Origin of the sequence: Bradyrhizobium amphicarpaeae (assembly GCF_002266435.3) — a bacterium.
Classification (GTDB): domain Bacteria; phylum Pseudomonadota; class Alphaproteobacteria; order Rhizobiales; family Xanthobacteraceae; genus Bradyrhizobium; species Bradyrhizobium amphicarpaeae.
The window spans coordinates 2,168,073-2,194,179 of record NZ_CP029426.2 but is presented as its reverse complement, the minus strand read 5'-3'; the positions used below and the strand labels follow the sequence as shown (position 1 = coordinate 2,194,179).

General features: G+C 64.3%; 25 protein-coding genes. 7 read left to right on the top strand and 18 right to left on the bottom strand.

Features of this window, described 5'->3' with window-relative positions:
• Positions 1–25: 25 nt before the first annotated feature.
• The 3 genes from CIT40_RS10185 to CIT40_RS10175 form a co-directional block, all read right to left on the bottom strand.
• Positions 26–2,191 (bottom strand): KAP family P-loop NTPase fold protein, encoded by a 2,166-nt coding sequence (locus tag CIT40_RS10185; RefSeq protein WP_094892309.1) that lies wholly within the window; start codon positions 2,189–2,191, stop codon positions 26–28.
• 328 nt (positions 2,192–2,519) lie between these two features.
• A complete protein-coding gene (locus CIT40_RS10180) occupies positions 2,520–3,668 on the bottom strand; it encodes a patatin-like phospholipase family protein (protein ID WP_094892308.1) in 1,149 nt (382 codons plus the stop codon).
• 70 nt (positions 3,669–3,738) lie between these two features.
• Positions 3,739–4,563 (bottom strand): 3-hydroxybutyrate dehydrogenase, encoded by an 825-nt coding sequence (locus CIT40_RS10175; protein ID WP_094892307.1) that lies wholly within the window; start codon positions 4,561–4,563, stop codon positions 3,739–3,741.
• Positions 4,564–4,739: 176 nt separating this feature from the next.
• On the opposite strand from CIT40_RS10175, the gene CIT40_RS10170 reads away from it, so the two are divergent.
• The gene (locus tag CIT40_RS10170) at positions 4,740–5,621 is read left to right on the top strand and encodes a LysR family transcriptional regulator (protein ID WP_094892306.1); all 882 of its coding nucleotides are present in this window, start codon (positions 4,740–4,742) and stop codon (positions 5,619–5,621) included.
• A 225-nt stretch (positions 5,622–5,846) separates the two neighbouring features.
• On the opposite strand, the gene CIT40_RS10165 is transcribed toward CIT40_RS10170, so the two are convergent.
• Complete coding sequence (locus CIT40_RS10165) at positions 5,847–6,563, bottom strand: peroxiredoxin-like family protein (protein ID WP_094892305.1); 717 nt, start codon at positions 6,561–6,563, stop codon at positions 5,847–5,849.
• An 82-nt stretch (positions 6,564–6,645) separates the two neighbouring features.
• A complete protein-coding gene (locus CIT40_RS10160) occupies positions 6,646–6,930 on the bottom strand; it encodes a hypothetical protein (protein ID WP_094892407.1) in 285 nt (94 codons plus the stop codon).
• Positions 6,931–7,166: 236 nt separating this feature from the next.
• Between CIT40_RS10160 and CIT40_RS10155 the strand changes: the two genes are divergently transcribed.
• Both CIT40_RS10155 and CIT40_RS10150 read left to right on the top strand, forming a co-directional pair.
• Positions 7,167–7,673, top strand: a complete 507-nt coding sequence (locus tag CIT40_RS10155) for a cupin domain-containing protein (protein ID WP_094892406.1) — start codon at positions 7,167–7,169, stop codon at positions 7,671–7,673.
• Positions 7,674–7,760: 87 nt separating this feature from the next.
• Positions 7,761–8,963: an MFS transporter gene (locus CIT40_RS10150; RefSeq protein ID WP_094892304.1), complete on the top strand. Its 1,203-nt coding sequence runs from the start codon at positions 7,761–7,763 to the stop codon at positions 8,961–8,963.
• On the opposite strand, the gene ccoS is transcribed toward CIT40_RS10150, so the two are convergent.
• The 10 genes from ccoS to CIT40_RS10100 all read right to left on the bottom strand — a co-directional run bounded on the left by ccoS (position 8,960) and on the right by CIT40_RS10100 (position 18,368).
• Positions 8,960–9,127, bottom strand: a complete 168-nt coding sequence (gene ccoS, locus CIT40_RS10145) for a cbb3-type cytochrome oxidase assembly protein CcoS (protein WP_008138466.1) — start codon at positions 9,125–9,127, stop codon at positions 8,960–8,962. The genes CIT40_RS10150 and ccoS overlap by 4 nt on opposite strands.
• On the bottom strand, positions 9,127–11,313 hold the full coding sequence (locus CIT40_RS10140; RefSeq protein WP_094892303.1) for a cation-translocating P-type ATPase: 2,187 nt from the start codon (positions 11,311–11,313) through the stop codon (positions 9,127–9,129). Before CIT40_RS10140 ends, ccoS begins: the two co-directional genes overlap by 1 nt.
• Positions 11,314–11,324: 11 nt before the next feature.
• A complete protein-coding gene (locus CIT40_RS10135) occupies positions 11,325–11,810 on the bottom strand; it encodes a FixH family protein (protein WP_094892302.1) in 486 nt (161 codons plus the stop codon).
• Between the two features lie 15 nt (positions 11,811–11,825).
• Complete coding sequence (ccoG, locus tag CIT40_RS10130; RefSeq protein ID WP_094892301.1) at positions 11,826–13,289, bottom strand: cytochrome c oxidase accessory protein CcoG; 1,464 nt, start codon at positions 13,287–13,289, stop codon at positions 11,826–11,828.
• Positions 13,290–13,411: 122 nt separating this feature from the next.
• Positions 13,412–14,287, bottom strand: coding sequence for a cytochrome-c oxidase, cbb3-type subunit III (ccoP, locus tag CIT40_RS10125; RefSeq protein WP_094892300.1), 876 nt, complete (start codon positions 14,285–14,287; stop codon positions 13,412–13,414).
• Positions 14,288–14,293: 6 nt separating this feature from the next.
• On the bottom strand, positions 14,294–14,458 hold the full coding sequence (locus tag CIT40_RS10120) for a CcoQ/FixQ family Cbb3-type cytochrome c oxidase assembly chaperone (RefSeq protein ID WP_063196356.1): 165 nt from the start codon (positions 14,456–14,458) through the stop codon (positions 14,294–14,296).
• 13 nt (positions 14,459–14,471) lie between these two features.
• Positions 14,472–15,206, bottom strand: a complete 735-nt coding sequence (gene ccoO, locus CIT40_RS10115) for a cytochrome-c oxidase, cbb3-type subunit II (protein WP_094892299.1) — start codon at positions 15,204–15,206, stop codon at positions 14,472–14,474.
• Positions 15,207–15,216: 10 nt separating this feature from the next.
• Complete coding sequence (gene ccoN, locus CIT40_RS10110) at positions 15,217–16,866, bottom strand: cytochrome-c oxidase, cbb3-type subunit I (RefSeq protein WP_094892298.1); 1,650 nt, start codon at positions 16,864–16,866, stop codon at positions 15,217–15,219.
• 208 nt (positions 16,867–17,074) lie between these two features.
• Complete coding sequence (locus CIT40_RS10105; RefSeq protein WP_094892297.1) at positions 17,075–17,500, bottom strand: CBS domain-containing protein; 426 nt, start codon at positions 17,498–17,500, stop codon at positions 17,075–17,077.
• A gap of 34 nt (positions 17,501–17,534) precedes the next feature.
• On the bottom strand, positions 17,535–18,368 hold the full coding sequence (locus CIT40_RS10100) for a universal stress protein (protein WP_094892296.1): 834 nt from the start codon (positions 18,366–18,368) through the stop codon (positions 17,535–17,537).
• A 199-nt stretch (positions 18,369–18,567) separates the two neighbouring features.
• On the opposite strand from CIT40_RS10100, the gene fixL reads away from it, so the two are divergent.
• From fixL to CIT40_RS10080, 4 genes are all read left to right on the top strand, one after another.
• The gene (gene fixL, locus CIT40_RS10095; protein WP_094892295.1) at positions 18,568–20,091 is read left to right on the top strand and encodes a sensor protein FixL; all 1,524 of its coding nucleotides are present in this window, start codon (positions 18,568–18,570) and stop codon (positions 20,089–20,091) included.
• Complete coding sequence (fixJ, locus tag CIT40_RS10090; RefSeq protein ID WP_094892294.1) at positions 20,088–20,705, top strand: response regulator FixJ; 618 nt, start codon at positions 20,088–20,090, stop codon at positions 20,703–20,705. The genes fixL and fixJ overlap by 4 nt, the downstream gene beginning before the upstream one ends.
• Positions 20,706–20,748: 43 nt before the next feature.
• Positions 20,749–21,165 (top strand): response regulator transcription factor, encoded by a 417-nt coding sequence (locus CIT40_RS10085; RefSeq protein WP_094892293.1) that lies wholly within the window; start codon positions 20,749–20,751, stop codon positions 21,163–21,165.
• Positions 21,166–21,268: 103 nt separating this feature from the next.
• Positions 21,269–21,967 carry a helix-turn-helix domain-containing protein gene (locus CIT40_RS10080; RefSeq protein ID WP_162307431.1) on the top strand — a complete coding sequence of 233 codons (699 nt, stop codon included), beginning with the start codon at positions 21,269–21,271 and terminating at the stop codon, positions 21,965–21,967.
• A gap of 77 nt (positions 21,968–22,044) precedes the next feature.
• On the opposite strand, the gene CIT40_RS10075 is transcribed toward CIT40_RS10080, so the two are convergent.
• The 3 genes from CIT40_RS10075 to CIT40_RS10065 are packed head-to-tail and all read right to left on the bottom strand — an operon-like array spanning position 22,045 to position 26,098.
• Positions 22,045–23,331 carry an MFS transporter gene (locus tag CIT40_RS10075; RefSeq protein WP_094892291.1) on the bottom strand — a complete coding sequence of 429 codons (1,287 nt, stop codon included), beginning with the start codon at positions 23,329–23,331 and terminating at the stop codon, positions 22,045–22,047.
• A gap of 23 nt (positions 23,332–23,354) precedes the next feature.
• Entirely contained in the window at positions 23,355–23,873 is a 519-nt protein-coding gene (locus CIT40_RS10070; protein WP_162307430.1) for a PRC-barrel domain-containing protein, read from the bottom strand.
• Between the two features lie 20 nt (positions 23,874–23,893).
• Entirely contained in the window at positions 23,894–26,098 is a 2,205-nt protein-coding gene (locus tag CIT40_RS10065) for an amylo-alpha-1,6-glucosidase (protein WP_094892290.1), read from the bottom strand.
• Positions 26,099–26,107 lie beyond the last annotated feature (9 nt).

Genomic DNA, 26,107 nt, shown 5'->3' with positions numbered 1-26,107 from the left:
ACTTAGGGAAGCCGATGTGGCCACTTCAGTCAACGTCACCTGCATCCTTCTTCTTCCACGCAATCAGAAATTCGGACACTGCTTTTGCGGCTTCGTCCGTGCCGCCTTTGGCCGCCACCTCCTCGACGCGCTTGCGTAGCTGTTCGCGATCAAGCACCTTGTCCAGCGAGTCTACATTCGCGTTGATATTTCTCTTGGCCACCATATCGCCGAGACTTTGGGACCACGAATAAGACGTAAAAGCGCTAGCAAACACTGCAATCATTGCGTCGAGTTTCATTTGCTTTTTCGCCCACTTCTTGACCTGTAGCCCCTCATCAGCGGCAAGATCGCGCCAGCGAAACATGAGATACGCGAGGCGCTTGGACGACGCCAATTCAGTGGACTTGCTTGCGGCGTGGATGCGTTTCAACGCGAGAGCATTTAAAGTCTCAGCATCTGACTTTGTGGTCAGACAATCCTCTTCCGCCGACGGCTGCTTGCCCTCTCGCGGGTAATAATCGTTGTATGCAGACCTGGCGAAATCAATAAACCAGGTCAAGTTCGCCGTCCTGCACGCCACCACGAACAACTTCGACCGTGCCGCAAGGGCGAATCGACCGCGCGTGAGGCTTCGCAGGAGCCAGTGAATGCGCAACTCATTATCGCCGAACGAAAATCCGCGCTCCTTATCGGATTCAACGTCTAGCTCGTCGGCCATCTCAAAGAGAACCTTCAACAGCGGGCCGACATCTGCTTGTGCAACTCTCGTGGCATGGAGGTTCAATTCATCCAAGATCAACTTGACCTTGGTGCTGCCATCACGCCTTATCACGCCAAGCGCGGCGCGCATTGACGCCTTCATGAAAGTCTCGTCTGAGGCCTTAGAAATGAGTTGGTCTAGCTCCGCCCGCGACAGAACCTCATCGCCGATCGAGAATCGGAAATACGAGTCAAAGTGATCTTCGGAGCAGACCAAACGGTCGCGGCTCCACCTCGTAGCAGAGTCTCCTCCATAGCTCATGTTATTCCAGACCGATTCAAGTCTCGGAAACAGCCGCATCAACGACCGCTTCAGTCGCTCTTTGTCCTTTTCTGGCACGGCGTCGAGAAACCGCACGTTCATGTCGCCTTCTCGGTCGCGACCAGAGCGGTCATACGTATCCCCGGCGCCACATAGCTGATCCTTGTTAGAGCGCAAATTTCGATACAGCGACGGCCGAAACAGACGAATTACCTCCATGCCAACAAAATCAGCGCGATCAACCTCGCTGCCTACAGCAGGCCATGTAACGGCAAGAGCGTTGGTAATTCGAATGAGGTCACGGGGCGTGGTAATCTCAGGCGCAATCACCTCATAGAAGACGTTCATAAAACGCACCATTGCGTCTTCAGGAGGCGAGCCGCAGATTGTCCCAATCTGTCGCAGCAATTCGTTGTTAAGGTCAACTTGACGAGGGCGAGGAACGTCGAAGCCGGCCTGGATGATTTTCTCCAAGTAGTGCGGCCCTTCGGATGGATAGCGCTCAGATACGATCGCTTCTGCTAATTCACGGTCAAATACCAGCAGATAAACGACGTTTGGGAGCCGCCCAACTGACTTGACGAGACGAAAAATGAGCAACGCTTCGTCAGGTGCGAGTCGGTCGATATCGTCGATCACGATCAGAAATCGCTTATCTTGCTCAGCAAGTGCCCTGGTAAGCTCCCCTTGTAGCTTCTCGACCGTGTCGTCCGTCTTGATAAAGTCGGCGACCCATGACATTGCGCTCGACGCTAGGCTGCCAACACCCGCTGTAACTCCGGCAAGGTCTGATCCGGCGCTGACGATCGACCCGGCCTTCAAAAGGCGCGCGCCGATCTTTGGGAGCGCCTTCTTGAATTTGTCTCCAAGGGTCGGGCCTATCCCGGCGTAGAGCTCACGAAAGAATGCCAGAGCGAGGGCTTCTTCGCCCCGGAACCACCAGCATGCAAAATTGACAACCACCAACTCGCCTTTTTCGGTGGCATCCTTAAGATGATGAAGTATGAGATTTACCGCGCTACTCTTTCCAGAGCCCCAGGGACCATTGAGCGCGATCACTGTCCCTTCCGGGGAGTTGATCTTGCAGATACTTTTGGCCAATACCTGCGCGAATGGATCAATACCGAACCTGTCCTGTGCCGGTTCGGCAATGGGTCTATCATTGTGGGTGTGACTCGCCTCCGTCATGCTTGGAAGATGACCATCTAAGCGCTAGCTGTCGAGTCCCCACGTCTTCAACGGAAGGCAGGAAGATGACCGCGAAAGAACAACTTGCAATGATATAGGCGCAGGACCAGCTCGACACCCATGCGCCGCAGCGCCTTGGGACGATCGTTCTCCTAGTGCATCTCGGCCGGCACCTACAGCGCGCTGTACCGGAAGCTGCCGGCGGTGTAAGGCGCGGGGTAACTCCGCGCGCTCCGCCGTTGTAAGAAGCGAAGCGACGCAGCAATCCAGCCTGCCTCCGCGAAAATATTCCGGATGCTTGCAACATCCTGAGCTGCGCAGCGCGCTCCTATTCCGCCGCAATCGGCAGCACGTCCATGTGCTCGTGCAGCACCACGCCGGCGAGTGGATCGAATTCGCCGACCCACGGTCTTCGTTCGAGCACGGACCTCGTATGCGCGTAGCCGGCGTCCCAGCGCCGCATGATGCCGGAGGGGCTGAAATCGATGTCCTTGGTATGGGTCTCACGGTCGAGCTGAGGCGCCAGCAGCCGCACGACATGCATCCGGGTCGGACAGCCGTAGCTGGTCAGTTCCCGCACCGCTGGGTCGCGGCGCTCGCCCTCGGAAAGGCGCGCGGCGAGCTGGTTGATGACGTGGCGCAGGCGATGGGCCTGCTGCTGGCGGGCAATCTGGCTCGCGATGCGGCTCGAGTATTGCACGTCCTTGTGCCGGTTCAGCACCTCCGCCATCGTCGTCGGCTCCGCGCCGACGGGATTCCACAGATGCACGGCGAAGATCAGCGAATTCTTGCGCGGATTGTCGTCGAACACGGCTTCGGTCGGCGTGTTGGACAGGATGCCGCCGTCCCAATAGAGCTCGCCGTCGATGCGCACGGCCGGAAACGCTGGCGGTAACGCGCCTGAGGCCAGCACGTGCTTCACGGTCAGCTCGCCATCGCGGCTGTCGAAATAGCGCATCTGGCTGCTGCGAACATGGGCCGCGCCGACCGTCAACCGCGGCGAGCAGCGGTTGACCAGGCCGAAATCGACCAGCTCGAGCAACGTCTTCTCCAGCGGCGCGATCGAATAGAAACCGGCATGGTCCGCACCGAGCGGATAGGAATCCCCCGCATGCGCGAGAGGGTTGGGCCGGAAGAAGCCGGCAATGCCGTTGGTGACGGTGGACCAATAGGCCAGCTTCTCGTTGAAGCCGGGAAACGCGGTGCGCAGATTCCAGACTGGGGTCTGCTCCATCCGTTTCCAGAACTCCCTCAGATGCGCCAGCCGCCGGCCGGGCTCATTGCCGGCAATCAGGCTCGCATTGATGGCGCCGATCGAGGTGCCGATGATCCAGTCCGGCTCGATGCCGGCCTCGTGCAGCGCCTGATACACGCCAGCCTGGTAGGACCCCAGCGCGCCGCCGCCTTGAAGCACGAGCACGACCTGCCCCGGCAGATCCGAACCCTTGCTCTGCGTATTGTCCTGCATGCCGTTCATGTCTTGCTCCCAGTGAGGCTGCACCGATCGAATCTTCGCAGGGCGCGACGGCTTGTTACGTCGCCCCATGTCAATGTGCGGTCCAGCCGCCGTCGACCGGAAGCGCGACCCCTGTGATCGAAGCGGCAGCGTCCGTCGACAGGAACACCGTCAGCGCGCCGAGCTCCTCGACCGTGGCAAAGCGCTTGTTCGGCTGCTGCGCGAGCAGCACGTCGCGGATCACCTGATCGCGCGAAATGCCGTGCGCCTTGGCCTGCCCGTCGATCTGCGCCTCGACCAGCGGCGTATAGACGTAGCCGGGACAGACCGCATTGCAGGTGATGCCGTCCTCCGCGGTCTCCAGCGCCGTGACTTTGGTGAGGCCAACGATGCCGTGCTTGGCGGCGACATAGGCCGCCTTGAACGGCGAGCCGACCAGGCCGTGCGCGGAGGCGATGTTGATGATCCGGCCGAAACGGTTCTGGCGCATCGCCGGCAGCGCCAGCCGCGTCGTGTGGAAGGCCGAGGTCAAATTGATGGCGAGGATCTGGTCCCATTTCTCGACCGGAAACTGCTCGAGCGGCGCGACATGCTGGATGCCGGCATTGTTGACGAGGATGTCGAGCCGGCCGGCCTGGGCGATGGTCGCCGCGATCATTTCGGCAATCGACTTTGGCCTCGTCATGTCGGCCGGAGAGTAGCTCGCCTTGACGCTGAACTCGGCGCCGATCTGCTCCCGCGTCCGGCCAATTTCGGCGGCAACGCCAAGGCCGTTCAACACAATGTCGGCGCCGGCCGCCGCCAGCGCGCGCGCAATGCCGAGGCCGATACCGCTGGTCGAGCCCGTGACCAGGGCCACCTTGCCGGCCAGCGCGCGTGCGGGCTGAGATGTCTGCGGCTTCAGCGGTATGTTCATGACCTGGTCTCCGTTGGCAATGGCTGGACTTCCAGCTTTCGCAGACCCTGGAGGATCGGCGGCCCAAACGGAAATACCGGCTGGCTTCCGAATCCATAGGCGCGCGCTATTGCAGGTGGGATGTCATTGGCCGGCTCGATCCGATAGGATCGCCCTATCTTGCTGGGAGCCGATCCATGGAAATGCACCAGGTCCGCTATTTCCTCGCGGTGGCGCAGTTGCTCAATTTCACGCGCGCGGCCGAGGAGTGCAACGTCACACAGCCGTCGCTGACGCGCGCGATCAAGCAGCTCGAGGCCGAACTCGGCGGCGACCTGTTTCGCCGCGAGCGGCCGGCGGCGCAACTGACCGAGCTCGGCCAGCGCATGCATCCGCTCCTGAAGCAGTGTTTCGACGCTGCCGCCGGCGCGCGCTCGCTCGCCTCCTCGTTCAAAAGCGGTGAGGTCGGCGCACTCCGTATCGCGCTGACGCATTCGATCGATCTGGCATTGCTCATTCCCCATCTCAACGAGATCAGGCGGCAGTTCAATCGGCTCGAATTGCACTTCCTACGCGGGACCAGCCGAGAGGTCGGCGATTTCCTCAAGAAGGGCGAAGCCGAGCTCGGCATCGCCGCCGAGATCGACGAGGCATGGGACCGGCTCGACGCCTGGCCGCTGTTCACCGAGAGCTTCGACCTCGTCGTTGGCGAGGCACATCGGCTGGCCGGCCGCAGCCCGATTGAACTGGAGGATTTGCGCTCGGAGCAATTGCTGAACCGGACTTATTGCGAGCACGCGCGCCGCATCTCATCAAGCCTGCGCGAGCACGGCATCGAGCATGGCCACGAGATCTCGAGCGAGCGCGACCTGATCGAATTGATCGAGGCCGACATCGGCGTCGCCATGATGCCGCACACATCGCCCCTGCCGGACAAGTTGAAGCGTGCCGCCGTCGCCGGCCTCGATGCCCGCCGCACCGTCAGCCTTTACGGGGTGGCCGGCCGCCAACGCACGGCGGTCGCCAACGCCGTGATGCGCATGCTGCGCGGCGCGGACTGGCGCGGGATCGCGGGATAGCGGGGGCCTCTCCCTTCTCCCCTTGTGGGAGAAGGTGGCATAGGCGGCTTCAAGCCGCCGTTCTTAGAAACGCCGAAGCGTAGCTTCGGCTATGGCGCCGGATGAGGGGTTCTATCCGCGTACTCGATGCAAAAGACTCACGCGCGGAGACAACCCCTCACCCGTCTCGCCGCTCCGCGGCGAGCCACCCTCGCCCACAAGGGGAGAGGGAAAGAAAGTCGAACCTCAGTTCTCTCTGCACGAACTCTCCAGCGCCGCGAGCAGGTCATCGATATCCATGCGCTTGCGGAAATCGGGATCGACGAAGCGAGCTGTCACGATGCCGTCGCGACCAACCACGAATACGGCCGGGATCGGCAGCACCCAGCCGTCATTGCCGTGGAATTTCGCCATGTCCTGATAGGACAGCAGGCTCTGGATCTCTTCGCCGAGCCAGATCGCGAGATTGAGCGACAGCGCATAGCCGTTGTCGAGATCGGTCAGAATCGGAAACGGCGCACCGGACTCGGCTTTGAGTTGACCGGTATATTCCTGCGTCTCCGGCATCACTGCCACGACCTGCGCCCCCATGGCCTTGATGCGATCGAGCGCCTGGACCACGGCGCGGACGTTGAGCCGGCAATAGGGACACCAATGGCCACGGAAGAACATCACGGCGAGCGGACCGCGCTCCAACAACGACGGCAGCGTGACGAGGCGCCCGGCCTCGTCCGGCAGCATGAACGGCGGCATCGCATCGCCCGGGCGCGGCGCGGACTCGCCACCGCCGTTCCCGCCCAATCTCGCCACCAGGCGATCGACGGCCTCACCATAGGCCGGAAAAACGGCACGGCTGGCATCCGCATAGGCGCGGAGCTGCTCGTTCAGCGTGCCGTCCATGTCGCGGCAACGCTGGAAGGCAAGCCTGAGCTGTTCGGCGTCGGCAGGCGAGAGAGCTGTCATCTTCTGCTCCGGCGTTTCCTGGGCAATATTAGTTTCTGGGTTCGGCCGCCCGCAAGGGGGCGGCCGCGATGCCAGGACCGGTTCAGTTCACGTAGAAATTGCCGGTCGGATCGAGCCGTCCCGAGGTGTAGTACAGCGATCCGTTGTCCATGAAGAAGACGGTGTTGTCGGGCACCTTCTTGGCGCTCTTCATCATGGCCTCGTGATTCTTCTCGGCCGGGGCCATGGCCATCGCCGACATCTTGCCGGGTCCGCCATAGACATAGGCCATGCCGGCCTTGAAGTCCCAGGCGGCCTCCGAGAAGGCGGATGTGGCGATGACCGCAAATGCGGCGGTGACGATCAGGGTCTTGGACAATTTCGGCATGGGGGCTCCTCCGATTGACGTGAACGCCCGTCGATCGGGCGCCTCGCCATCGGACGCCGAATGCCGCGAAAGCGGAAATGCCGTTGCCCAATCGGATCGATAGCCGCCGCGCATCAACATAGCGCCGCGCTATCGCATCGAGAGCAAGCCGGCATTTCAGGATGGACGCGATCTCGATGAACCTCCCGTCGTCGCCGGCGACCAGCGGGGTTGCGGCCAACACAGGAGACTTCCCCATGTCCAAAGGCAATTCCAGGAGCCATTTTAAGAGCCATGCCTCGTCGCGTCTGATCTGGCCAAGCCTTGCCCTTGCCGGCGCACTCGCGCTGTCAGCGCAGCCGGCCGCTGCCGGCGAATGCCCGGCCGGCAAGATCAAGCCCAACGCCCAGCAGATGGTCGATTACAAGCCCGTCGGCGTTACCGACGTCACGCTCGGGGCGATCGACCTCAGCAAGCAGCCCGCCCATATCGAGGGACGCGAGCTGCGCTTCCGCAAGCTGACCATCGAGCCCGGCGGTATCGTGCCCTGGCACAGCCACGATGACCGTCCCGCTTTGATCTTCGTGCAGCAGGGCGAGATCGTCGAATACGCTTCCAATTGCGTCGATCCGATCGTGCACAAGGCCGGCGACATCCGTGCCGAAGTCCACGGCACCGCGCATTGGTGGAAGAACCTCGGCAAGGACACCGTCATTCTCTATGTCGGCGACGTCCGCAGGGATCCCAACGACCACCACATGTAACGAGCGCAACCAGCCCAGGCGCACGTTACCGGATGTGGCGCCCGGGGCCCCATGCCGGGCGCCACATCCTCACAGGACAGTTCCGCCATGACCGATCTTTCTGTGCCGACAACAGGGGCCGCGACGACGATGGGGGCGCACTCGCCGGGCCTGGCGCTGCGCTCGCTCGTGATCGGGCTCACCGCATTCCTGACCGTCGTCGATCTCTTCGCGACGCAGGCGATCCTGCCCGCGCTGACGCGGCACTACGGCGTGACGCCGGCGGCGATGGGCTTTGCCGTCAACGCCAGCACCTTCGGGATGGCCACAGCCAGCCTCGTCGTCGGCTTTTTCAGCCCGCACATCAACCGGCGCTTCGGCATCCTGGTCAGCCTGGCGCTGCTGGCGATTCCGACCAGCCTGCTCGCCTCGGCGCCAAATCTCACCGTCTTCATGGCATTGCGGGTTGCGCAGGGCCTGTGCATGGCGTCCGCCTTCGCGCTCACCCTCGCCTATCTCGGCGAGCAGTGCAGCGCCATGGATGCAGGCGGCGCCTTTGCCGCCTACATCACCGGCAATGTCGCGAGCAATCTCGTGGGACGGCTGATCTCCGCTGCCGTCGCCGACGGACTCGGCCTCGCCTGGAATTTCTATCTGTTCGCAGCGCTCAATCTGACTGGTGCGGTGCTGGTCTATTTCAGCATCCGGCGCGTGCAGCCGATGCACGCGATGATGCCGGCCGTTTCGCCGTTTGCCGCCGCGATCGCGCATTGGCGCAATCCGCGGCTGCGTGCAGCGTTCGGCATCGGCTTCTGCATCCTGTTCGCCTTCATCGGCACCTTCACTTTCGTCAATTTCGTCTTGGTCCGGACACCGTTGTCGCTCGGCATGATGGATGTGGGTCTCGTCTATTTCGTCTTTCTGCCGTCGGTCGTCACGACGCTTCTGGCCGGACGGGTGGCATCATGGCTTGGAACGCGTCCGACGATTTGGGGCGCGCTCGCGATTGCGGGGCTTGGCCTGCCCTTGATGCTGATGCCGCATCTGAGCGAAGTGCTCATCGGCATGGTTCTCGTCGGTGTCGGCACATTCTTCGCGCAGGCCGCGGCGACGGGCTTCGTCGGACAGGCGGCGGCCGACAACCGCGGCATCGCCAGCGGGACCTATCTTGCGTGCTATTTCAGCGGAGGGCTGGTCGGCACCGCCGTGCTCGGGCGCCTGTTCGACGCTTTCGGATGGCACGCGTGCGTGTTCGGCGTGGGCGTGGCCCTTGCGGCCGCAGCCATGCTCACCTTCGCCCTGAGGCGCTAGCGCTTGACCGGGGCTTCCTGCGGCGGCTCGTCGTCGGCGATCGCGCGCCAGGCGGCACCGTCGAGATCGTCGTACTGGCCGCTTCTGAGCGACCAGAGAAAGGCGACGAGACCGGCGCCTCCGAGCATCAGCGCCAGCGGGACCAGGATGACCAGGATCTCCATCACGCGATCTCCCGCGAGGTGCTGCGCGCCCGCAGCGAATTCAGCATGACCAGGATCGACGATCCGCTCATGGCCGCAGCCGCGATCAGGGGCGTCACGACGCCGCTGATCGCAACCGGCACCGCCAGCGCGTTGTAGCCGATCGCAAGCCAGAGGTTCTGCCGCATCAAATGCAGCGCCTTGCGCGAGGCGTCGACGGCCGCGACCACCGGAGCCAGCGGGCGGCCGAGGAAGACCAAATCGGCGGTGGCCTGGCTGAGATGCGCCGCCGAGATCGGCGACATCGAGACATGGGCCGCCGCGAGCGACGGCGCATCGTTCATGCCGTCGCCGACCATCAGCACCTTGGCGCCGCGCTGCTTCAGTTCCTCGATCCGTGCGATCTTGTCGGCCGGCGTGACGCCGGCGCGCCATTCGGGGATATCAAGCGCCCGGGCGGCCGCCTTCACGGCCGGCTCGCGGTCGCCGGAGAGAATCTCGACGCCGATGTTGCGGGCCTTCAGCGCCGCGATCACGGCGTGAGCGTCCGGACGCAGGCCCTGGCGCACCGAGAGCACGAACTTCTCGCTGCCCTTGCTGAAAGCGACGATGGAAGCTTCGGGATCGACAACTGCGCTGATCAGCGCCTCCGCGCCGCAGAAGGAGGGGCGGCCAAGGCGAAGCTCGACGCCGTCCACGGTCGCACGGACGCCCTGCCCGGCTTCTTCGGTCGCGCCGACGACAGGCGATCTGGCGCCGGCCGCCTGCGCGACGGCGGAAGCGACCGGATGATGGCTCGACAGCGCGAGCCGGCCGGCGAGTTCGAAGATGTCGGCGGGGATGTCGGCGGCATTCATCACTTCGAGATCGGGCAGCGTCAGCGTGCCGGTCTTGTCGAAAATGACATGGTCGGCCTCGGCCAGCCGCTCGATCGCGTCGCCGGAATTCAGCAGCACCCCGGACTTGAACATCGCGCCGGAGGCGATGGTCTGCACGGTGGGGATGGCAAGGCCCAGCGCGCAGGGACAGGTGATGATCAGCACGGCGACGCCGGTCACGATCGCATCATGCCAGGATGCGCCGGCGATGACCCAGCCGAGGATGGTGATGAACGCGGTCGCATGCACCACCGGCGCATACAGCCGCGAGGCGCGGTCGGCGAGGCGCATGTAGCGCGAGCGCGCCTGCAGCGCGTTGTCGAGCAGCCGCGTGATCTCGGCGAGCAACGTCGCCTCGGACGCGGCCGAGACCCGCACCCGCAGCGTGCCGGAGATGTTCATGGAGCCCGCATAGACCGGCGTGCCCTGCTCGGCCGTGACATAGAGCGTCTCGCCGGTGATCAGGCTCTGGTCGATCTCCGAACGGCCCTCGATCACGGTGCCGTCGACCGCGCAGCGCTCGCCGGGCCGCAACAGCACGATGTCGCCGGGATTGATCGCGGCTACCGGCACCTGCGAGATTTCATCAGGGCCGACGAACTTCGCGGCCGTCTCGGCCTTCAGCGCCGCGAGATTGCCGGCAACCGCGCGGGTCCGCCGTCGCATGTTCTGGTCGAGGAAGCGACCGACCAGCAGGAAGGTCAGCAGCATGATCGCCGCGTCGAAATAGGCGTGCTCGGCGTGGTGGATGGTCTCGACCACGGACATGCCGAGCGCCAGGATCACGCCGATCGAGATCGGAACGTCCATGTTGGTGGTCTTTGCCGACAACGCGCGCCACGCCGAACGAAAGAACGGCTGGCCGGCATAGGCTGCCGCCGGCAACGCGATCAACGCCGACAACCAGTGGAAGAAGTCGCGCTGCTCCGGCAGCATGTCCGAGACGTTGCCCGACCACACCGGGATCGACAGCATCATCACGTTCATGGTCGCGAACGCGGCCACACCGAGGCAGCGCAGCAGGAAACGCGATTCGGCGACTTCCGCCACTTCCGCGCTCTCGGTCTCGAACGGATAGGCCTTGTAGCCGAGCTCCTCGAGCCGATCGATGAATCGGCCGGGATCGAGCGTGCCGGCCTTCCATTCCAGCGCGACCCGGCGGTCGGTGAGGTTGACGCGCGCCAGCGTGACGTCGGGGATGGCGGACAGGCCGCGCTCGATCTTGGCCATGCAGCCGGCGCAATGAACGCCTTCGACCGCGAGATCGATGTGCTGGACGCCCTCGCCCGCGGCCCGGACGTAATGCGAGAAATCGCGCGTGACCTGCATGACGAAGTCCTTCAGTTCAGGATCACGCGGTTACGCGACAGGAACACGCGCTCGCCGCGCGCCTCGCCCTCGATCACCAGATTCCATTGGCCGGGCGCGACAGCTGCGGCGTCGCCACGGTAGATCCCAATTCCGGTTTCAGTGAACGCGACCGCAAGATCGGCCCGCTTGTCGGTCGGCCGCTCCAGGCGTCCGTCGAACTTCAGCCCCGAGATCGGTTGCCCGTTGGCGTCGCGCGCTTCGACCTGGACCACAGCGCCGCCGTCGTTGCGGCGTTCGATGTGGGCGTTGACCTTCCATTTGCGCGCGGCCTGGTCCTGTGCCGCCGATATCTCGTGCTCATAGGTCAGGCCCGCAGCATAAGGACTGTCGACGTCAGTCCCCGGCAGCGTCGCGATCGCGAGCTTCATCATGGTGACGTTGACGCCGATCACGATTCCGAAAAATGCGGCCAGCATCAGGAAGACCTTGGTTCCGGTCAGCGGCTTGGATGACATGACGGTCTCCTGGATTTACGGCGCGACGAAATTGTCGGTGGCGCTCGCGGCGACGCCGAGCCCGATGTCCATGACGTGGAAGCGGACCGGAATTGATTTCTCCGAATTGTTCTCGGCCGGCGCGGTCACGAGCAGCCGCAGCTCGCTGGTGGCGTCGCGCGGGATCACGATCATCGGCCGGTCTGGCGTCACCGAATCGGCGCCGACGACGTGCATCGTGAGATTGACCGGCCCCTCCGCGTCGATGGCGATGACGCGGTCGTAGCCGCTCTTGTTCAGCAGCCGCACCGTGTAGGCGTTGCGGATCGAGCCGTCGCTGAGCTTGACCGCGACCGGATTGCGGTCGTGCAGCACGTTGACGTCGAGCAGGCTGCGCGTCGCCAGAGTGTAGACCATGAAGCCGCCGACGGCCGCGATGATCACGCTGTAGACCACGGTGCGGGCCCGGACGATGCGGTAGATCGGCGCCTTGCCTTCCTGGCGGCGGTGGATGTTGATGTCGTTGTCGTAGCCGATCAGCCGCTTCGGCCGGCCGATCTTGGTCATCACGTTGTCGCAGGCGTCGATGCAGAGCCCGCACTGGATGCATTCCATCTGCGGTCCGTTGCGGATGTCGATGCCGGTCGGGCAGACCGCGACGCATTGATAGCAATCGACGCAATCGCCGACCTGCTCGCCGAGCGCGCGCAGCTCGGCCGCTTTCTTGACCGAGGTGCGCTTCTCGCCTCGGTCGTAGCGGTAGGTGACGTTGAGCGCCCATTCGTCGGTCAGCGCCGCCTGGATCCGCGGCCAGGGGCACATATAGGTGCAGACCTGCTCGCGCATATAGCCGGCGAGCAGATAGGTCGTGGCGGTGAGGATGCCGATCCAGATATAGGCGATCATCGGCCCCTGGAAGGTGACGAGCTCCTTCACCAGGGTCGGCGCGTCATTGAAGTAGAGCACCCAGGCGCCGCCGGTCCACCAGGCGATCATGAGCCAGATCGAATGCTTGAGCACGATCTCGGATATGCGCTCGAGCTTCAGCGGGTCGGACGATTTGTCCTTCTTCATCCGCTCGCGCCGGTCGCCCTCGATCAGACGTTCGACGGCGTAGAACAGGTCGGTCCACACCGTCTGCGGACAGAGATAGCCGCACCAGATGCGGCCGCCGACCGAGTTCATCAGGAACAGCGCCACGGCCGCCGCGATCAAAAGGCCGGTGAAGTAGTAGACCTCCTGTGGCCAGAGCTCGATGAAGAAGAAATAGAAGCGGCTGTTGGGCAGATCGATCAGCACCGCCTGGCTTGGGGCCCCGAGGCCTCGGTTCCAGCGCACAAAGGGGAGAAAATAATAGACGCCGAGGCAGACCGCCATCAGGCCCCATTTGATCCGTCGGAACGTGCCGGAGACGCTCTGGGGATAGACCTTCTTCTGGGCTGCGTAGAGCGGCCCATCGCCATCCGACGCGAGATCTTTGGGGTTCACGGTCTTGTTCATCGCTTAAGTCGCCTTGGAAGGTGCGATTAAACCTAGACCCGATGCCGCTGGGCCAGTTGATCCAGCGCAAACGGGGGCGAATTTGTTCGCCCCCGTTCCGCCGCCGATCGGCACGTCTTCGACTATTTTCCGCCGCCCAGCGAGTGGACGTAGACGGCCATCGCCTTGATGGTGGCGGGATCGAGCCGCCCTTCCCAGGCCGGCATCACGCCGGCGCGGCCCTGGCTGATGGTCTCGATCAGGGTCGCCTCGTCGGAGCCGTAGAGCCAGATCTTGTCGGTCAGGTTCGGGGCGCCCATTTCCTGGTTGCCCTTGCCGGCGTCGCCATGGCAGGCGGCGCAGTTCTCGGCGAAGATCTTCTCGCCTTTGGCCTTGTCGAAGCTGGGGCGGGTCGGCAGCCCCGACAACGACCGTACGTAGTTGGCCGCAGTGACGATCTCGTCGGGCTTCAACACGCCGTCCTTGCCGAAGGCGAGCATCTGGCCTTCATGCGTCTTGGCGTGCCCGGAGCGTGCGCCGAACTGGATGGTCTGCATGATCTGGTCGAGCGAGCCGCCCCACAGCCAGTCGTCGTCGTTCAGGTTCGGATAACCCTTGGCGCCGGCACCGCCGGAGCCGTGGCACGGCGCGCAATTGTCGCCGAACACGGTCTTGCCCTTGGCGCGGGCGAGCGCCAGCAAGGCCGGGTCCTTCTCGATGTCGGCGAGCGAGGCCGTGCCCAGCGCCGCCATCTTGGCGCCGCGGATCTTCTCGAGATTGGCGAGCTCGACCGCAACGTCGGCACGGGAGGAGTAGCCGAACATGCCCGTGGTGTTGCTGGCGATCAGCGGCCAGGCCGGATAGACGACCCAGTAGGCGATCGCCCAGACGATGGTGAGGTAGAAGGTGATCACCCACCAGCGTGGCAGCGGTGTGTTGAGCTCCTTGATGCCGTCCCACTCGTGCCCGGTCGTGGACTTGCCGGAGACGGAATCGATGTCGCTATGATGGTCGGTCATGGTCTCTTACTCCTCCCGCAACGGCAGGTGCGCTGCTTCGTCGAACGCAGCCTTGTTACGGGGCCAAAATGCGTAGGCGACGATCGCGAGAAAGATCGCGACGAACACCGGCGTCCAGATCGTGGTCACGAGACCGGACGCAAGATTGTCGAGTGTCAGGATGGCTTTCATCGTTGATGCCTTCTCAGCGAAGATTGGCTTTCTCGTTGTAGATCTTGAAGTCGACCAGCGTGCCGAGCATCTGCAGGTACGCGATCAGCGCGTCCATCTCGGTCGGCGTACCGGCCTTGCCGTCGAAATTGCGCACGACGGCCTTGGCATAGCGCTTGTTGAAGGCGTCGGTGCCGGCATTCTCCGGATCGGCCTGAGCCTTCATATCGGCGCCGGCGCTGGCGATCTGGTCGTCCGTGTAGGGCACACCGACGGTCCGCAGCGTGCGCATGTGGTCGCCGATCGCGTCCGGATCGACTTCCGTCTGCGCCAGGAACGGATAGCCCGGCATCACCGACTGCGGCACGATCGCGCGCGGATTGGTCAGATGGGTCACATGCCAGTCGTCGGAATATTTGGCGCCGACGCGGGCGAGGTCGGGACCGGTACGCTTGGAGCCCCACTGGAACGGGTGGTCGAACATGCTCTCGGCGGCGAGCGAGAAATGGCCGTAGCGCTCGACCTCGTCGCGCAGCGGCCGGATCATCTGCGAGTGGCAGAGATAGCAGCCCTCGCGGACGTAGACGTTGCGCCCGGCGAGTTCCAGCGGCGTGTAGGGCCTGACCCCGTCGACCTTCTCGATCGTGCTTTTGAGGTAGAACAGCGGGGTGATCTCGACGAGACCGCCGACCGCGATCACCAGCAGGATGCCGACGACCAGGATGATCGAGTTCTTTTCGAAGACTTGATGACGTGTCCAGAATGACATTGCTTGCTCCTCATTCCGCCGGCTGAAGAGCGACGGGCATCTGGACTTCCGCCTCGCCGACGCGAACCGTCATCCAGAGATTATAGGCCATGATCAGCGCGCCGATCAGGAACAGGCCGCCGCCGGCCGCGCGGATGATGTAGAAGGGATGCATCGCCTCGACGGTCTCGATGAAGGAGTATTCGAGGAAGCCGAGCGAAGTGTAGGCGCGCCACATCAGGCCCTGCAGGATGCCGGACACCCACATCGCCGAGATGTAGAGGACGATGCCGAGCGTCGCGATCCAGAAGTGCCAGTTGACCAGCTTCAGGCTGTAGAGCTCCTTGCGATTCCAGGCCCAGGGCACCAGGCAGTAAAGCGCGCCGAAGGAGACGAAGCCGACCCAGCCGAGCGCGCCGGAATGCACGTGGCCGATGGTCCAGTCGGTGTAGTGGCTGAGCGAATTGACCACCTTGATCGACATCATCGGGCCTTCGAAGGTCGACATGCCATAGAAGGCGACGGAGACCACGAGCATGCGGAGCACGGGATCGGTACGCAGCTTGTCCCAGGCACCTGACAGCGTCATCAGGCCGTTGATCATGCCGCCCCAGGAGGGCATCCACAGCATGATGGAGAAGGTCATGCCCAGCGTCTGCGTCCAGTCCGGCAGCGCCGTGTAGTGCAGATGGTGGGGACCCGCCCAGATGTAGAGGAAGATCAGCGCCCAGAAGTGGATGATCGACAGCCGGTAGGAGTAGATCGGCCGCCCGGCCCGCTTCGGGATGAAGTAGTACATGATGGCGAGGAAGCCGGCCGTCAGGAAGAAGCCGACGGCGTTGTGGCCGTACCACCACTGGAACATGGCGTCCTGGATGCCACCCCAGGCGACGTAGGACTTCGAGCCGAACACCGAGACGGGAAGCGCCGGGTTGTTGCCGAGATGCAGGACCGCGATCGTCACGATGAAGGCGAGATAGAACCAGTTCGCGACGAAGATGTGCGGCTCCTTGCGCTTGATGACGGTGGCAAGGAAGACGAGCAGGTAGACGACCCAGACGATGGTCAGCCAGAGGTCGGCATACCATTCCGGCTCGGCATATTCCTTCGACTGGGTGACGCCGAGCAGATAGCCGGTGCCGGCGATCAGAATGAAGAAGTTGTAGCCCACCACGACGAACCAGGGCGCGAGATAACCGGCGAGGCGTACGTGGCAGGACTTCTGCACCACGTAGAACGAGGTCGCGATCAGCACATTGCCGCCGAAAGCGAAGATCACGGCGGAGGTGTGCAAAGGCCGCAGGCGGCCGAAGCTGGTCCAGGGCAGATCGAAGTTCAGCGCCGGCCAAGCCAGCTGCGAGGCGATCAGGAGGCCGACGAGAAAGCCGGCAATGCCCCAGAACACCGCCATGAAGGAGGAAAACTTGATCGGGCCCATATTGTAGTTCGGGCGCCCGTTGATCTCCTGCGGCGGCAGCGCCGCCGGGCGGTCGAGATAGCGATTGATGATGACGAACACCGCTGCCAGGCTCGCCGCCGCGCTGAGCGCGGCGTGGAAGGCAAACGGCGCATCGAGCGCCTTGGCCGAGGCGATCACGCAGAGGAAGGCGGTGACTGCGAACACGACAGCCAAGCCGCTTTCACCGATGGTCATGGATTTGGAGATGGAGGGCTGGCTCATGCGGATTCTCTCTGAAAGAACACAGCGCCAGAAACCACATCCACCCTCACCGGGAATTGATTGAAATCAAGACGAGTGGATTTCTGTTAATGTTGGCCGGTTCAGATCAGGCCGCGGCGTCAATCCCTTGCGCCGCGCATCGCGTGCGGCAAGGCTTCGCCTCCGGGAAATCACGGAGGCGGGTCAATGCAGGAACCGGAGCGATGCTTCAGTCGCGCGCCGTCGCCTTGAGCGCCGCGATGACATCCTCGCGGGCGATGATTCCGACCAGCTTCTGCGCGCCGTCGAGCACGATGATGCTCCTGATGCGGTGCTCCACCATGATCTGGAGCACGCGCGTCAGCCGCGTGTCGGGGCTGACATAGATGAACTCGGGCGTCATGACGTCGCCGATCTTGCGGCTCATCAGGTCGTGATAGCGGGGCAGCATCTGGTTCGGCGTGAAGGCGAAGCACTTCAGGATGTCGAATTTGGTGACGATGCCGACCACCTGCCCGTCGTCCATGACCGGATAGGAGTTGAAATCGTCGGCCTCGAACATCTCGCTCAGCTCGAGCAGGTCACGGTCGCGTCGCACCACCTTGACGTTGCGCGTCATATAGCCGTCGACGGTCTGTTCAAGAAATCTGTACACGGCGCGTCCTCCTCGATTCGATTCCGGCCGGCCGTCAGTGCGACAGCAGCACGCTGCGGGCGGTCTGCGTGACCAGATATTGGGTGACGCCTCCCAGGATCAGTTCACGAAACCTCGAATGACCATAGGCGCCCGCAACGATCAGGCCGGCATCGACGTCGCCGGCGACTTTCTCCAATTGCTCGGCGGCGGCTTCGTTCCGGGCGCCTTCGCAGATGCGCGCGGTCGCGGTGACGCCGTGGCGGGCGAGCCAGGCGGCAACGTCGGTGACGCCGGCCATCACGACCGAACGATCGTCGTCGCGCTCCGGAATTGTGGCGATGGTGACGTCCCTCGCCTTGCGCAGCATCGGCAGCGCATCGGCCACCGCCCGCCGCGCCTCCGGCGTGTCCTTCCACGCCACCAGCACGCTGCGCAGGTCGAGCCAGTTGACCCGGTCGGGGACGACGAGAAGCGGGCGGCCGGCCTGCATCACCAGATCCTTGGGGCTGGCGAGCGCGAACGCGTCGGAGAAGGCCGGGCTCTGCCCGCCGCTGACGACGATGTCGGCGCATCGCGCCTGCGCCAGAACGAATCGCGCCGGAAAGTCCATGGCGCTGCGCCACTCCGCATGCCCGCCGCGATTCTTCGTGGCGGCGCGGAATTGCGCCTCGAGGCCAGCCAGCCGCCGCCCGACCGAAGCTTCGCCCTCGTCGATCAGTGCTTGCGCCTCGGCGCCGTCGGCGAAATAGAGCGGCGGCGCGAACTGGGCCGCCGCGACGCCGACGATCGCCGCCTCGAATCGTTCGGCGAGCTCGCCCGCGACCTGAAGACGCGCTTCGTTGGACTGGTCGAGCGCCAGGCTGACCATCACCGTCGCGTATGTCATCGGAATTCTCCAGTGCAAAGACTTTGGTGAATTTACGCCTGCCTCCGCACTTGGAGATGAGATAGATCAAGGAGGCCGTCGGCGCCCGATTGGTGGTCAATGGGTAAGCCGACAGAACTTGCCTCCGGCGCGGCCTTGGGCGACATTAGATGAACGGTAACCGCGTCCGGGGTCGCCGCATCAGCATGAGGAGCATCATTTGTCGCCCACCCGCGTAACGTACTCGCAGGACGACGGTCGGGGCGAACGTTTTCGCGTTCGGATCGAAGGGTTTGGCGTCGGTACCTGGGATCTCGACCTCGCGACACGGGAATTGGACTGGTCCGACACCGCCAGGGCTCTGCTCGGCGTCGAGCGGGATCAGCCGGCGACCTACGACCTCTTCCTGTCGCGGCTTCAACCCGCGGACCGGGAGCGGGTCGAGAGCGCGATCAAGCGCGTTTCCGAGCGTGGCGGCAGCTTCGACGTGTCTTTCAAGGTCGCGAACGCCTCCGGCAGCGGGCAGTGGATCCGCGCCCGGGCCGGGGTCATTCGGGACGAAGCCGACGCGGCGCGTCATCTCAGCGGCATCTTTCTCGACATCGACGAGGAAAAGCAGGTCGAGGAGGCGCTGCGTACGCGCGAGACCCACCTCCGCTCGATCCTGCAGACAATTCCCGACGCCATGATCGTCATCGACGGCCACGGCATCATGCAGCTCTTCAGCACGGCCGCGGAGCGCCTGTTCGGCTGGTCCGAGCATGAGGCGATCGGCCAGAACGTCAGCATCCTGATGCCGGAGCCCGATCGCAGCCGGCACGACAGCTACGTTGCCCGTTACCGCACCACGAGCGATCCGCACATCATCGGCATCGGCCGAATCGTGACCGGCAAGCGCCGCGACGGCACGACCTTTCCGATGCATCTGTCGATCGGCGAGATGGAGTCCGCGGGCGAGCCCTATTTCACCGGCTTCGTCCGCGACCTCACCGAGCACCAGCAGACCCAGGCCCGGCTGCAGGAACTGCAATCCGAGCTGGTCCACGTCTCGCGGCTGACCGCGATGGGCGAAATGGCCTCCGCGCTCGCCCACGAGCTCAACCAGCCGCTGGCGGCGATCAGCAATTACATGAAGGGCTCGCGGCGCCTCCTCGCCGGGAGCAGCGATCCCAACACGCCGAAGGTCGAAAACGCGCTGGACCGGGCGGCGGAGCAGGCCTTGCGCGCCGGCCAGATCATCCGACGCCTGCGCGACTTCGTCTCCCGCGGCGAGTCGGAGAAGCGCGTCGAGAGCCTGTCCAAGCTGATCGAGGAGGCCGGCGCGCTCGGGCTCGCCGGTGCGCGCGAGCAGAACGTGCAGCTCCGCTTCAGCCTCGATCCTGGCGCCGATCTCGTCCTCGCCGATCGCGTGCAGATCCAGCAGGTGCTGGTCAATCTGTTCCGCAACGCGCTGGAGGCGATGGCCAAGTCGACGCACCGCGAGCTCGTCGTCGCTAACAGCCGTGTCGCCGACGACATGATCGAGGTGGAGGTCTCCGACACCGGCTCCGGCTTCCGGGACGACGTCATTCCAAACCTGTTTCAGACGTTCTTCACCACCAAAGACACCGGCATGGGCGTCGGACTCTCCATTAGCCGCTCGATCATCGAGGCTCATGGCGGGCGCATGTGGGCCGAGAGCAATCCTGCGGGCGGAGCGACATTCCGCTTCACCCTGCCGGCAACCGACGAGAGTGATTCATGACCACCAAGGGACATGTCTACGTCATCGACGACGACGCGGCGATGCGCGATTCGCTCAATTTCCTGCTGGATTCCGCCGGTTTCGGCGTCACGTTGTTCGACGACGCGCTCGCCTTTCTCGATGCCCTGCCCGGCCTCGAGTTCGGCTGCGTCGTTTCCGACGTGCGCATGCCCGGCCTCGACGGGATCGAGCTCTTGAAGCGGATGAAGGCGCAGCAAAGCGCGTTCCCGATCCTGATCATGACCGGTCACGGCGACGTGCCGCTCGCCGTCGAGGCGATGAAGCTCGGGGCAGTCGATTTCCTGGAGAAGCCCTTTGATGACGACCGTCTCACCGCCATGATCGAATCGGCGATCCGCGAGGCCGAGCCCGCCGCCAGGAGCGAAGCCGTCGCACAGGACATCGCCGCCCGCGTCGCGTCCTTGAGTCCCAGGGAGCGCCAGGTCATGGAAGGGCTGATTGCGGGCCTGTCCAACAAGCTGATCGCCCGCGAGTACGACATCAGCCCGCGCACCATCGAAGTCTACCGGGCCAATGTCATGACCAAGATGCAAGCCAACAGCCTCTCGGAGTTGGTCCGGCTGGCGATGCGCGCCGGGATGCTTAACGATTGAGGCAGGTCAAGGTGCCTGCCGGGCGCAGCGCTAATTTGGCACGATGATTGAGGTCAGCTCACCCCCTGCTCGGCCATCGTCTCCCGCACAACTCACCGTGTTTGTGGTCGATGATGACGCCGCCGTCCTGGGATCCCTGCGGTTCCTGCTGGAGGCCGATGGCTTTGCCGTGCGGACCTTCAGGAGCGGCACGGCGCTGCTCAATGTCGACGGCGCGCCTGGACCGGATTGTTACGTCATCGACTACAAGATGCCGGACATCAATGGCATCGAGCTGGCCGGCCAATTGCGCAAATCCGACCGCGACGCGCCTGTGGTCCTGATCACCGGCTATCCCGACGAGAACATCTCGACCCGGGCTGCGACGGCGGGCATCAAAGACGTGGTTTTGAAGCCGCTTCTCGAGGAAAACCTGGTCAAGTGCATCCGCCACGCCATCCAGGACCGCCCCCGCGCGTGACCTACGGGATTCTACGTAGGTAGACCCCCTTAAGATATCGCTCGAAATTTTCGAAGCCCCCGATACCGCGTACCAAAGCGCCATCACAACGGAGATGGCGCAGATGCTCACCCAGACCCTCAACACCCAGGCGATCAACACCCAGATCGTTGGCAAGATCGCCCCCGCCCATCCCGTCACCGACCAGTTCGGCGCCATCACCGGCCATGTCGGCCTCGTCGCCACCGAGTTCTCTTACCGCAAGGACGAGGAGATCTATGGCGAGGACGAGCCGGCCGAATATGTCTACCAGGTCGTGTCAGGCGCAGTGAGCAGCTACAAGCTCCTGTCCGACGGCCGCCGCCAGATCGGCGCTTTCCATCTTCCCGGCGACGTGTTCGGCCTCGAATCCGGTCCCGCTCACCGCCTTGCTGCCGAAGCCATCATCGACACTACGGTGCGCCTCGTGAAGCGCGCCAGCCTTGAGAAGGCGGCAGGCACCGACGTCCAGGTCGCCCGCAAGCTCTGGGCGATGACCGCCGGCGAGCTGCGCCATGCCGAGGACCACATGCTGCTCCTGGGCCGCAAGACCGCGATGGAGCGCGTTGCGACCTTCCTGCTCGAAATGGACCGCCGTCTTGCCGTTGCCGGCATGATGGCGCTGCCGATGTGCCGCCGCGATATCGGCGACTATCTCGGCCTCACCCTCGAAACCGTGTCGCGCGCGCTGTCGCAGCTTCACGCCCAGGGCATTCTGGGCTTCTCCGGCGCCCGCCAGATCGTGCTGCGCAACCGCCAGCGCCTGCAGCATCTCGACGCCTGATCTTCGTCAATCTTCCCGCTCCCTACCCCTGGCCGGCCGAACATGTTTCGGCCGGCCATTTTTCTTGGGGCCGCGAATCATGCCGTGCGCCGCGTTTCCGGCATCACGACAAGGATCAGCAAAAGTCCCGTCGCGGCCACGCCGGAAAGCCCGATGAACGCCGTGGCATTGCCGAACTTGTCGCTGACATAGCCGCCGAGCGCGGTGCTCAGCGATGCACCGATGCCGGTCGCGGTGCCGACGATGCCCTGCGCAAGGTTGAAGTGCCCGCTGCCGAAGGCGACGTCGGCCACGATCAGCGGAATCATCACCGCGAACACCGCCGCGGTGATGCCGTCGAACACCTGCACCGCGACCAGCAGGTACGGATCGCGTACGGTCGCAAACAGCAGGCCGCGAACGATCAGCGCACCGAATCCGATCAGCAGCAACGGCCGCCGGCCCCACGCCTGCGCCTTGCGCCCGACCGTCGGCGACAGCAGCGCCACGATCGCTTGCGGAACGACGATGCAAAAGGCGACGAGTACCGTCGCCCATTCGGCGGACCGCGCCGTCACGGCGCTTGCGATCAGCGGCATCATCGAGGCGTTGGCGAGCTGCAGCAGCAGCACGCTGAGAGCGAAGACGATCAGCGGGCGCTGCCGCATCAGGTGCCAGATATTGGTGTCGCCGCGCTCCGTGGCATCACGCGGCATCTCGCCGTGACAGCGCCTGATGTCGACCTCGTTCTCGCGGATGCGGGAGAGAGCGATCAGGGTCGGAATCGCGAGCAGGAAGGTGACCAGAAACACCGCCCGGCTCGACAGCAGATAGCCGACGGTGCCCATCACCGCCGCGGCAACGCCGCTCCCGAGCGAGGCAAATCGCGCGTTGCGGCCGAGCCGTTCGCCGATCGCGAACGGCCCGACCAGGCCAAGGCTGATCGCCGCAATCGCCGGCCCCAGCACGCAGCTCGCCGCCGCATGCAAGGTGGCCGCGGCCATCACGACCGGGAAGATCGGCATCGCGGCATAAGCGAGTGCACAGCAGCCGATGGCCGCAATGGCAAGGCCTGCCACCAGCCGCTCCGATTTCGCGGCATCGATGATCGCCCCGCCCGGCATCTGCCCGATCAGCGCGACGATACCGCCGATCGACAGCACCAGGCCGATCTCGACCTGGGTCCATTTCTGGGTCGTCAGATAGACCGCGATGAAGGGACCGAATCCGGTCTGGACGTCGGCGAGAAAGAAGATGAACCAGTCGAGGCCGCGCAGGCTCTGGCGCGACGGCGCGGGAATGCGCGCGGCCGACGGCGCGGCGACGCTGTCCGGCTCGGAACAGCCGTCGCGATCGGCATGGTTCGGCTTCCTCAACAACAGCACAGGCGGTCAGCCCTCCCCGCACCTCACTGGATCGCTTGCAGCGGTTGAAGGCTGCCGGACGCGCCGAGCACGACGATCGGCGCGTCTTCCTTGTATTCCGGCGCGGCCGCGACCTGCGCCTTGGTCAATTCCAGCGTGATGCTGTCCTTCTTGTTGGCAATCTTGCCGAAGCGCAATGCGTTCCAGTCCACCACGATCTTGCGGCTGCCGACGCCGAGAAATCCGCCGAAATCGATGGCTGCGGCGCGGACGTGACCACTGCGATCGACGACGACGTCGACGATCCGCCCCATGTCCTCGCCGGCCGCGCTGCGCACATCTCGGCCCAGCACGCCGTGGGCCTCACTCGCGCCGATGATGGTCACCGATGGCGGCGGCGCGGCATCCTTCGGCGTAACGGGCACGGTCGAGGCCGGCGGTAGAGTCGCCTGCGCGTTCGCCTCACCCGCACCCGCGGGCGGCTCGTCCGCGGCGCGTCCGGTGTCAACCGCCAGACTAGCGACAATGGCGATGCCAAGGATCAACGCTCCAATCGCACGCATGACACTCTCCTTGCGCGCCGCTAGCGCGCCAGCACGATCGAGACCTGGATCCGGCCGCGCGTGCGCAAGACTTCCAGCGCCACGTCGTCGCCGTGGCGGCTGACACGAAGATCGACGCTGGATTCGCCGAGGCGCAAATCGCGCAGGATCACCTCGTTGAGGAACGCCGGCAGATGCGGGTTGCGTAGCCGAATCTCGCCGCGCGCCACGTCGAACTCGATGCCGAGCGCCGCCTCCAGCAGCGTGAACGGCGTCGCGCTGGCCCAGGCCTGCGGCGCGCAGGCGACCGGATAGAGCGTGGGGCCGCGGCGCTTCTCGCGCCGGAAGCCGCAGAACAATTCGGGCAGCCGGCGCAGGTCCATATAGGTCGCGGCGTCGAACAGCCCCTTGAAGACATGCGCGACCGAATGCTTGAGACCGTAGCGCGCAAAGCCGAGCGCGATCAGCGCGTTATCATGCGGCCAGATCGACCCGTCATGATAGGACATCGGATTGTATCGCACTTCGCCCCGCGCGACGGTACGGATGCCCCAGCCCGAGAAAAAATGCGGCCCCATCAGGTCGGCGGCGACGAGCCGGGCACGGTCTTCGCGGATCATGCCGCTGAACAGCACCTGGCCGGCGTTCGAGGTCCGCACCTTGCAGGGCCGCTTTTTGCCGTCGAGTGCGAGCGCGTAGGTGCCGAGCTCCTCGCACCAGAACGCTTTCTCGAACCGCTCGGCAAGTGCCCTGGCTTCGGCCTCCAGCTTGCGTGAGAGGTCCGGCTTGCCGAGCCGCAGAGCGCAACGCGCAGCGAGCTGCTTGGCGGCATAGACATAACCCTGGACTTCCGCGAGCGCGATATATCCTTCGGCCAGCTTGCCGTCGGCATGGAAGATCGCGTCGTAGGAATCCTTCCAGCCCTGGTTGGCGAGCCCCTTCTCGGTCGCGCGCTGATATTCGACGAAGCCGTCCTGGTCCGGATCGCCGGGACCGTCGATCCAGGCCAATGCCGCCTCGATCGCCGGCCACAGCTCGATCAGGGTCTTCTCGTCGCCGGTCCGTTCGAAATAGCTTCCGGCGAGCAGCACGAACAGCGCGGTCGAATCGACGCTGCCGTAATATTGTGCGAACGGCACCTCGCGTAGCGCCGCCATCTCGCCGCCGCGCATCTCGTGCAGGATCTTGCCGGGCGCGGCATCGGCGAGCGGATCGACCGCCTTGGCCTGGAAATGCGCGAGCCGGCGCAGGACGCCCTTGGCGACGCGCGGATCGACCCACAGCATCTGCAGCGCGGTGATCAGGCCGTCGCGGCCGAACGTCGTCGAATACCAGGGAATGCCGGCATAGGGATAACGCCCCTGCGGCGTCTCCGTCATCAGCATGTTGAGATCGGCCATGGCCTGGCACAGCACCTCGTTGAAGATGTTGTTCGAGGTTTCGATGCTGGCGGCACCCATTGTGGACTGGCGCATCTCGCGGCGATGGGCGAGCAGGCCGCGGAAGAAGCGTGCGGGCTTCTCGGCGAGCGGACGGTTGCAGGACACGGCCACGAACAGGGATTTGGATTCATGCGGGTCCAGCTCGAGCTGCCAGGTCGCGGCATTCACCGACAGCCGCGTCGGGCGCGGGTCGAAATGCAGTCCAGTGGTGCGCTCGGTGTCGTCGAGGCCGCGATATTCGAATAGTACGTCGGTCGGACCGAGCAGTTTGCCCGTGCCGGTGCCGCGGCGCGGGCGGCGCTCGCCACGGACCTCGAACAGATCGGCAAAGTCGTTGTCGAACAGCAGCGTCAGTTCGAAACTGGCCCGCGCATCGCCATGGTTCTGCACCCCGATGCGCTGATAGGCCGTGCCGCGCCACAGGAAGATCGTGCGCACGATGTGCAGCAAGTCCTTCTGGAGGGCGAGGCGGCCCTGACGGTAGATGTCGGGATTGGTGAGATCGACCGTCAGCGCCGAATTGTCGTCGCGCAGATTCGAGCCGAGCAGCAGCGGCTGGAGATCGTCGAGCACGAGCTCCAGCCGCGCCAGATAGCGGGTGTCATGGTGGAACAGGCCGTCGGGCCCGCCGGCCGATGCGCCGATGTCGCCATGGCTGTCGAGCACGATGAACATGTCGTCGTGCTTGAGGGATCGCCGCGGCCGGGCCGACGGCCCGGTCATCGGGATATAGAAAGGCTGCTCCGCGACCTGCTCGGAGGTTCGCGTGACGGAGACGAGATGGGTTACGGCTTCAGCCGACATGAGCTGCTC

Coding starts and splice junctions, on each gene's coding strand:
- CIT40_RS10185 (WP_094892309.1), bottom strand. CDS start 2,191: ATGACGGAGGCGAGTCACACCCACAATGATAGACCCATTGCCGAACCG.
- CIT40_RS10180 (WP_094892308.1), bottom strand. CDS start 3,668: ATGAACGGCATGCAGGACAATACGCAGAGCAAGGGTTCGGATCTGCCG.
- CIT40_RS10175 (WP_094892307.1), bottom strand. CDS start 4,563: ATGAACATACCGCTGAAGCCGCAGACATCTCAGCCCGCACGCGCGCTG.
- CIT40_RS10170 (WP_094892306.1), top strand. CDS start 4,740: ATGGAAATGCACCAGGTCCGCTATTTCCTCGCGGTGGCGCAGTTGCTC.
- CIT40_RS10165 (WP_094892305.1), bottom strand. CDS start 6,563: ATGACAGCTCTCTCGCCTGCCGACGCCGAACAGCTCAGGCTTGCCTTC.
- CIT40_RS10160 (WP_094892407.1), bottom strand. CDS start 6,930: ATGCCGAAATTGTCCAAGACCCTGATCGTCACCGCCGCATTTGCGGTC.
- CIT40_RS10155 (WP_094892406.1), top strand. CDS start 7,167: ATGTCCAAAGGCAATTCCAGGAGCCATTTTAAGAGCCATGCCTCGTCG.
- CIT40_RS10150 (WP_094892304.1), top strand. CDS start 7,761: ATGACCGATCTTTCTGTGCCGACAACAGGGGCCGCGACGACGATGGGG.
- ccoS (WP_008138466.1), bottom strand. CDS start 9,127: ATGGAGATCCTGGTCATCCTGGTCCCGCTGGCGCTGATGCTCGGAGGC.
- CIT40_RS10140 (WP_094892303.1), bottom strand. CDS start 11,313: ATGCAGGTCACGCGCGATTTCTCGCATTACGTCCGGGCCGCGGGCGAG.
- CIT40_RS10135 (WP_094892302.1), bottom strand. CDS start 11,810: ATGTCATCCAAGCCGCTGACCGGAACCAAGGTCTTCCTGATGCTGGCC.
- ccoG (WP_094892301.1), bottom strand. CDS start 13,289: ATGAACAAGACCGTGAACCCCAAAGATCTCGCGTCGGATGGCGATGGG.
- ccoP (WP_094892300.1), bottom strand. CDS start 14,287: ATGACCGACCATCATAGCGACATCGATTCCGTCTCCGGCAAGTCCACG.
- CIT40_RS10120 (WP_063196356.1), bottom strand. CDS start 14,458: ATGAAAGCCATCCTGACACTCGACAATCTTGCGTCCGGTCTCGTGACC.
- ccoO (WP_094892299.1), bottom strand. CDS start 15,206: ATGTCATTCTGGACACGTCATCAAGTCTTCGAAAAGAACTCGATCATC.
- ccoN (WP_094892298.1), bottom strand. CDS start 16,866: ATGAGCCAGCCCTCCATCTCCAAATCCATGACCATCGGTGAAAGCGGC.
- CIT40_RS10100 (WP_094892296.1), bottom strand. CDS start 18,368: ATGACATACGCGACGGTGATGGTCAGCCTGGCGCTCGACCAGTCCAAC.
- fixJ (WP_094892294.1), top strand. CDS start 20,088: ATGACCACCAAGGGACATGTCTACGTCATCGACGACGACGCGGCGATG.
- CIT40_RS10085 (WP_094892293.1), top strand. CDS start 20,749: ATGATTGAGGTCAGCTCACCCCCTGCTCGGCCATCGTCTCCCGCACAA.
- CIT40_RS10080 (WP_162307431.1), top strand. CDS start 21,269: ATGCTCACCCAGACCCTCAACACCCAGGCGATCAACACCCAGATCGTT.
- CIT40_RS10070 (WP_162307430.1), bottom strand. CDS start 23,873: ATGCGTGCGATTGGAGCGTTGATCCTTGGCATCGCCATTGTCGCTAGT.
- CIT40_RS10065 (WP_094892290.1), bottom strand. CDS start 26,098: ATGTCGGCTGAAGCCGTAACCCATCTCGTCTCCGTCACGCGAACCTCC.